The sequence below is a fragment of the Streptomyces huiliensis genome (genome assembly GCF_020037025.1).
Taxonomy (GTDB): Bacteria; Actinomycetota; Actinomycetes; order Streptomycetales; family Streptomycetaceae; genus Streptomyces; species Streptomyces huiliensis.
This window is the reverse complement of sequence record NZ_JAIQLH010000580.1, coordinates 1-330: the sequence shown is the minus strand read 5'-3', so window position 1 is coordinate 330 and position 330 is coordinate 1. Positions and strand designations below refer to the sequence as shown.

The following is a 330-nucleotide window of genomic DNA, read 5'->3' as shown; positions in this document are numbered from 1 at the left end:
CGCCGCCCACTCCCCCAGCACGAGACCGCGCTCGCGCCCGGTCAGCACGTCCAGGGTGCCGAGGCGGCGGTGCGGGTCCTCGGCGATCTGGGTGAGGAGGGACAGGAGGCGTTCGACGAGGGCCTCGGCGGTGGCGCGGTCGTAGAGGTCGACCGCGTACTCGAAGGCGATGTCGATCTCCTCGGCGGTGGGCGTCTCCTCGAAGTTGAAGTCGAGTTCGAACTTGGCGGCGCCGAGCTCGAAGGGGAGGATGCGGCTCTCCAGGCCCAGGAGGCGGCCGGCGCGGCCGTCGTTGTTCTGGTAGCCGAGCATCACCTGGAACAGCGGGTG

The 330-nt window shown here is 70.6% G+C and carries 1 protein-coding gene; it reads right to left on the bottom strand.

What is annotated here, in order from left to right:
- Nucleotides 1–330, bottom strand: a 330-nt coding sequence (locus JNW98_RS35955) for a condensation domain-containing protein (protein ID WP_223772432.1), incomplete at both ends; no start/stop codon positions are given.